5 protein-coding genes, 1 tRNA gene and 2 pseudogenes are annotated in these 6,557 nt (G+C 70.0%); 3 read left to right on the forward strand and 5 right to left on the reverse strand.

The window, feature by feature from the left end; all coding sequences use genetic code 11:
• Positions 1-302: pseudogene (locus ACLN58_RS15800) on the reverse strand (hypothetical protein); the annotation flags it as partial.
• Between the two features lie 94 nt (positions 303-396).
• Between ACLN58_RS15800 and ACLN58_RS15805 the strand changes: the two are divergent.
• A tRNA-Arg gene (locus ACLN58_RS15805) sits at positions 397-470 on the forward strand.
• Between the two features lie 13 nt (positions 471-483).
• Positions 484-1,020, forward strand: coding sequence for a DUF6314 family protein (locus ACLN58_RS15810; protein ID WP_415856212.1), 537 nt, complete (start codon positions 484-486; stop codon positions 1,018-1,020).
• Here ACLN58_RS15810 and ACLN58_RS15815 read toward each other — a convergent pair.
• From ACLN58_RS15815 to ACLN58_RS15830, 4 genes are read right to left on the reverse strand one after another with little or no spacing between them, the layout of a single operon-like run.
• Positions 1,002-2,150, reverse strand: coding sequence for an alkaline phosphatase family protein (locus ACLN58_RS15815; RefSeq protein WP_415856213.1), 1,149 nt, complete (start codon positions 2,148-2,150; stop codon positions 1,002-1,004). The two genes, ACLN58_RS15810 and ACLN58_RS15815, sit on opposite strands and share 19 nt — an antisense overlap.
• Positions 2,147-3,436, reverse strand: a complete 1,290-nt coding sequence (locus ACLN58_RS15820) for an alkaline phosphatase family protein (RefSeq protein ID WP_415856214.1) — start codon at positions 3,434-3,436, stop codon at positions 2,147-2,149. Before ACLN58_RS15820 ends, ACLN58_RS15815 begins: the two co-directional genes overlap by 4 nt.
• Before the next feature lie 55 nt (positions 3,437-3,491).
• On the reverse strand, positions 3,492-3,938 hold the full coding sequence (locus ACLN58_RS15825) for an NUDIX hydrolase (RefSeq protein WP_415856215.1): 447 nt from the start codon (positions 3,936-3,938) through the stop codon (positions 3,492-3,494).
• Between the two features lie 51 nt (positions 3,939-3,989).
• Positions 3,990-5,891: an ABC transporter ATP-binding protein gene (locus ACLN58_RS15830; RefSeq protein WP_415856216.1), complete on the reverse strand. Its 1,902-nt coding sequence runs from the start codon at positions 5,889-5,891 to the stop codon at positions 3,990-3,992.
• A gap of 300 nt (positions 5,892-6,191) precedes the next feature.
• Here ACLN58_RS15830 and ACLN58_RS15835 point away from each other — a divergent pair.
• A pseudogene (locus tag ACLN58_RS15835) lies at positions 6,192-6,557 on the forward strand (hypothetical protein); the annotation flags it as partial.

Below are 6,557 nucleotides of genomic sequence, written 5' to 3' on the forward strand. Positions count from 1 at the left end.
ACGCGCAGCACCGCCGTCGTGATGAGCAGCGCGGCCACGATGAGCCCGAGACCCTGGAGCACGAACGAACCGTCCATGAGCCAGTTGAGCGGCGAGCAGACGTACCGGCCGTAGTGGATGGCGCAATGCGCGGCGCCGAGGTCGCTGATCACGTTCGTGGCGTAGTTGTACGCGCTCTCGCCCGCCCACGCGAGGGCCACGGCGGCCTCCGCGACGAAGAACTGGACCACGCTCACGGCCGACCACGCGCCTAGATAGTGACGGACGTCCGCGGGGGCGGGGAAGGCATGCCTCGAGCGCATGAGGAAACCATAGCCGGGGGCACCGACGTCGTAGCGCAGCGTGCGGGTGCCGCGACCCGATATGCTTGAGAGCGTGCCCGGGAACCCCGGGCGGGCCCCCGTAGCTCAGTAGGATAGAGCGGCCCTCTCCTAAAGGGCAGGCCATCGGTTCGATTCCGGTCGGGGGCACTTGTCGTATCAGGTGGCTGATCTGGCGCTGTTCTTGCGCGGCACGTGGACGGTCGAGCGCGTCATGCTGGACCGCTCGAGCGGCGCGCGCGGCAGCTTCTCCGGAACCGTCGTCTTCGAGGACGCGGACGACGGCGCCGCCCTCCTTCAGCGCGAACACGGCACCGTGCGCTGGGGAGACCACGAGGGGCCGGCGAGCCGCGAGTACGTGTGGCGGCCCGGCGACACTCCCGACGCCATGGACGTCTTCTTCCCCGACGGCCGCTTCTTCCACCCGGTCCGGCTCGGCGGCACGGACTCCGAGCCCGCGGGATGGCACGCCGAGCACTGGTGCGACCCGGACGACTACCGCGTCACCTACGCGGCCCTCGGCCCGGACGAGTTCCGCTACGAATGGGACGTCACGGGCCCGGCGAAGGATCTGCTCCTCACGAGCCGCCTCCGCCGGGCCCTCCACGGTGACCCGACGCCGGGGTGGACCCTCCCCCTGACGAGGGGCCACCTCCCACCCGGCGAAGGGTCAGCTCTCCCTCAGACGCCCTTGTTGTAGACGTCGAGGCCAAATCGGTTGAGGCCCGGGGTGCCCGCGTAGCCGAGGTATGGGAGGCCGAACAGGTCCTCGATGCTCGCAAGCAGGCTGTAGTGGTTGTAGGACGTGGTGGACCACGTCCCGCCCGCCGTGAACGGCGAGAGCACGAGCGCCCCGACCCGGCCGCCGCCGAGCCCCGTGATGCCAGGCAGCGGAGAGTTGGGCCCCGGTCCCTCGCCGCAGCACGCACTCGCGTCCTGCTGGGGCCCGTCGGATTCGTCGAACGTGATGACGAGGACGCCGTCCTGCTTGAACGCCGGGGAGTTCGTGATGGTCGGCACCCAGTTCTTCAGCCACGCGTCGGCGGACGCGAGCCCGCCCGGTTCGCCGTCGACGCACGGCGCGTCGTGCCCGTCGTGGCACAGGTTGGGGGTGATGAAGGAGACGCTCGGGGTCGTCAAGGCGGAGGCGAGATCGCCGCTCAGGGCGGAGAGGTCGACGTCGTTCGCGGCGCACGCCGGCGAGCCAATGATGCTCTGGAAGTACACGAACGGGTTGTGCCTGGCCGCGTACTGGTCGCCCACGCGGGCCTTCTGGGTGCCGTCGGCCGCGCCGAGCTGGGGATGGCGGCACGGCGTGCCCATGTCCTCCATGTAGCCCTTCCACGTCTTCCCGGCTGCGGTGAGCTGATCCGCGACGGTCGTGACTCCCTGCGGGTAGACGCAGCCGCTGCCCACGGCCTGCCCCTGCGGGGCCGTGCCCGTCTGGACGAACGGTGAGTAGACCTGGCAGTCGCCCTGGGTCTGAGGGTTCGGGCCTTGGCCCGAGACCTGGGCAATGTAGTTGTCGAGCGAGTTGTGCCCGATCCCGTAGTACGAGTTGAGCAGCGCGCCCTGCGAGCGCAGCGTCTGCGAGAGGTAGGGCGCCTGCGACGCTGGCCCCCACGTCTCGTCGAAGCCCTTGTTCTCGAGGTTGATGACGAACACGTGCGCGCTCGGCGGGAGGTAGCGCGGCGCCTGATCGTCGGCAGAGGCCTGCCCGAGCCCCGCGCGCACGAGCGCGACGGACGCGAGGGCGAGCACGGCGACGGCCGCGAGGACGACGGCGAGGAGCCGGCGCCGCGCGATCGCGGCGAGGGTGCTGCGGGTCATGAGAGCTTCCATCCTTCCGCGATGGCCTTCGCCTTGAGGGGGTGCCATTCGTCCTCGGGGTCACCGCCGGGGAGCGGCGTACAGGGGGCGCCTGCGACGAACGGAGGCACGAGGTACTGCGGCGCCGAGAGGTTCGGGGCAGACGCGAAGTCGAGGACCTCGGCGAGGTTGTTCGCGTTCGCGTCGCGGGGCGTGAGCGCGGGCAGGCCCCAGCGCCACTCGATCGCCTTGAGCACAGACGTGTGGTCGTAGACGCCGGAGGCCACGTTCGAGCGCCGGGCGTAGGGAGAGACCACGAGGGCGGGAACGCGGAAGCCGCGCAGGGCCGTCGTGGGGCTCGTGTCGGGGGCCGTGCCCGGGGCCACGTGGTCGAAGAAGCCGCCCCACTCGTCGAAGTTGACCACGAGGAGGGTTCGCGACCATGCGGGCGAGGTAGTCACTGCGTGGTAGACCTCATTGAGGAACAGCTCGCCGGATCGGACATCCGCGTGCGGGTGGTCGTCGCCCGAGGTACCAGACCCTTCATCCATGAAGCGCGGATCGACGAAGCTCACCGATGGCAGCGTGCCGGCCGAGCAATCGCTCAGGAATTGGGCGTACGGGGACGAGATCGGCAGGTACTTCGTCCCCCACAGGGCGAGGAACGGGACGTCGGAGAAGTAGTAACGGCCCGAAACGCCCGCGGCAGAGAGGCTGTCCCAGATGGTGGGCATCGTCGCGGTGGCCGTCGAATTGTGGGTCCGGTCGGTCTGCGCCGAGTGCTGGTAGAAGCGGTTCGGGTAGGTCTCCGCCATGACGGCGGCGTAGTAGTTGTCGCACACCGTCCATCCCGGGGCGGCCTGTGCCCAGAACTTGAGGTCGTCCGCGGTGTAGTAGCCGATCGCGAAGTCGTCGTTGTCGCCGGCGCGGAGCCATCCGTCGCATTTGCCGTTGTTGAACTCGATCCGGCCGCCCTCGTACGAGTGGTCGGGGTCCGGATGGCTGCAGCCCTGGTAGTCGGTGAGGTGATGGGTCCCGTGCGGGACGCCGTAGCGATCCACGTAGGTGAGCCCCGCTTGCCGGCCGTTGCTTCCTGGAAGCCAGCCCGCGAAGTGGTCGAACGAGCGGTTCTCCATCATCACGACGACGATGTGGTCGATCCCGGAGGCGGCCGGGGCGGGCAGGGCTGTGGGCGCGACGTTGGCCGTCAGCTGCCGTGCGGGGCCTTGGGCTGCGGCCGGAACGGCGGCCGCGCCCACCGCGGCCACGGCGGCCGAGGAAATGAAGTTGCGGCGAGAAATAGTCATGGCCCCCCTAAGTTACCGGTCAGTACGGCCCGTCGGGGGTGGTGTCACCAAGCGTTCACTCGGGGTTAGCGGACTTCTCACTCGGCTCCCAGCCGCGCGCCGAGGCGAGCACGGGGAGAACGTGGTCGGTGATGAGCGGCGCGAGGTCCCCGGGCAGCTCGGTGTCGAGGTCGAGCCACCGGAGCTCGGCGATCTCGGCGGACGCACTGATCTCGGCGGGATCGTGCACACCGGGGGCGCTGAAGACGGTGGCCTCGATGTCCGTGCCGGCCTCATTCGCGGCGCGTGCCACCCAGAAGCCCACATACTCGAGCGCGCCCGGGGCCACGTCGATCCCGACCTCCTCGGCAAGCTCGCGGCTCGCGGCCTCGGCGGCGCTCTCGCCCGGCTCGGGCTTGCCGCCCGGGTGCATGAACCGCTCCGTGCCGCGCTTGCGCACGGTCAGGAGCCGGCCCTCACGCGAAAAGACGCAGACGGCTGAGACGACGATCCGGGAAGCCACCCCTCGAGGGTAGCGGCTTGCGCCCCGGACGCGGGCTCCAACCGGCGGCGGTCAGCTCGCGAGGTCAACCCCCGCGTCTTCCGCGATGGCGACGGCGTGGGCGAACTGGGTGTTGTACAGCTCGGCATAGCGGCCGTCGGCGGCGAGGAGTTCGCCGTGGGTGCCGCGCTCCACGATCCGGCCGTCCTCGACCACGAGGATCTGGTCGGCGGCGCGGATCGTCGAGAGCCGGTGGGCGATCACGAGCGCCGTGCGGCCCTCAAGGGCCTCGGTGAGGGCGGCCTGGACGGCCGCCTCATTCGTCGAGTCGAGCGATGCCGTCGCCTCGTCGAGAATGACGACGCGCGGCTGGGCGAGGAGGAGGCGCGCAATCGTGAGTCGCTGGCGCTCGCCGCCCGAAAGCCGGTAGCCGCGCTCCCCCACGACCGTCTCGAGTCCGTCCGGGAGCGCTCGGACCATCGCGTCGAGCCGTGCACGACGCAGCGCGTCCCACAGTTCGTCGTCGGACGCTCCAGGCTGTGCGAGCCGCAGGTTTGCCCCGATCGACTCGTGGAACAGGTGGCCGTCCTGGGTGACCATCCCCACGGTTCCGCGGAGCGATTCGAACGTCGTGTCCCGCACGTCGACCCCTCCGATCCGCACTGCGCCCTCATCGACGTCGTACAGTCGCGCGATGAGCTGCGCGGTTGTGGACTTCCCGGCGCCGGAGGAGCCGACCAGCGCGACGGTCTGCCCCGGATCGACGCGGAACGAGAGCCCGTGGAGCACCTCCTCGCCGCCGCGCGCGTCGAGGACGGCGACCTCCTCGAGCGAGGCGAGGGAGACCTTGTCCGCGGAAGGGTACGAGAAGCGCACGTCGTCGAACTCGAGGGAGACCGGCCCGCCCGGGAGGGCCCGCGCGTCGTCCTTCTCTCGGATCAGCGGCACGAGGTCGAGCACCTCGTAGACGCGCTCGAAGCTCACGAGCGCGCTCATGATGTCCACGCGGGCATTCGAGAGCGCCGTGATGGGCGCGTACAGCTTGGTCAGGAGGAGCGCGAGGACCACGACGTCGCCCGCGGCCATCGTGCCGTTGACGGCAAGCCAGCCGCCCACGCCGTACACGAGGGCGAGCGCGAGCGAGGACACGAGCGTGAGGGAGGTCAGGAACACGAACGCGAGGACCGCGGAGCGCACCCCGATGTCCCGCACGGCCTTGGCCTTGAGCGCGAACTCGGCCGATTCGTCGGCCGGGCGCCCGAAGAGCTTGATGAGCGTGGCCCCTGGCGCGGAGAAGCGCTCGGTCATCTGATTGCCCATCGCGGCGTTGTACTCGGCCGCTTCGCGCCGCATCTCTGCGATCTTCGCGCCCATGCGCCGCGCGGGGAGGAGGAACAGCGGGAGCAGCAGGAGCGAAAGGACCGTCACGAGCCACGACTTCTGGACCATGACTGCGACCGTGAGGATGAGCGAGACGCTGTTGCTCACAATCCCGCTCAGCGTCCCGGCGAACGCGGATTGTGCGCCGATGACGTCATTGTTGAGCCGGCTCACGAGCGCGCCCGTACGGGTCCGCATGAAGAACGCGATGGGCATCTTCTGCACGTGGTCAAACACCGCGCGGCGTAGGTCGAGGATGACGCCCTCGCCGATCACCGCGGAGAGCCAGCGAGCGAGGAGGCTCAGGGCGGCGTCCGCGATCGCGAGAATCGCGATGAGCACGGCGAGGAACGCGACGGGGCCGAGGCCGCTCCGCGCCACGATCGCGTCGATGACCTGCCCCGCGAGGAGCGGCGTCGCGACCGAGACGGCCGCGCCGAGGATCGACACGACGAGGAAGACCAGCAGCCGCCATCTGTACGGTTTTGCGAAGCGCAGCACACGCCTGAACGTGGCCTTGTTGAACGGGGTGGGCCCTTCCTTGGCCTTACCCATCGCGTGCATGTAGCCCCATGCAGCCCGATCCATGCTCATGCGCCGGTCACCGCCCTTTCGCGAGTAAGGATAGGGCCCGGGGCCGACAATCCTGCGCGCGGTTCACCGAAGGCTGAGCGCGTGGCCACGCCGGAGCGGCTGACCTGGCCGGAGAAATTGAAACGCCCGCCGGCTCGCGATTGGGGGGTGCGCGAGCCGGCGGGCTTGTGTTCAAGCATAGACCACGCCCAGCGCATCGTAAAATCAAAGCCGTCGGCATGCCACTGCCCCGGGGACGCACTCCGGCGGCCTGAGAAAAGGTCCTGAATGTCCGTTTCCGCGATTGCTTTCCAACACTGGGTGAGCCAGCTGGCCCCCGGGTCGAGCACCGCGGACGTGTGCAGGCAGTCGGGGGTCAAGCGGAGCACGCTCGCCCAGCAGCTCGTGCGCGGCAAGGTCGCGGAGACCACAGTCGTCGCCGTCGCCCGCGCGTACGGGCGCAACCCGGTCCTGGGGCTCGCCGAGTTCGAGCCGTACACCGAGCTCGCGGCGAGCCTCGCTCCGCCCACGGACGCCGAGGTCCTCAGCCAGACCCCCACGGCGCGGCTCCTCCGCGAGATCCTCGTCCGGGCCGGGAGCCAGTCCCCGCCGACCCCTGCCGGGCTGGTCGGCGAAGCGGCGGGCGTGCGGCAGTGGGTCGAGGCGATTGACGACGGCGAGCTCCGC

This window comes from Sinomonas sp. G460-2 (assembly GCF_047759905.1).
In the GTDB taxonomy this organism is placed as follows: domain Bacteria; phylum Actinomycetota; class Actinomycetes; order Actinomycetales; family Micrococcaceae; genus Sinomonas.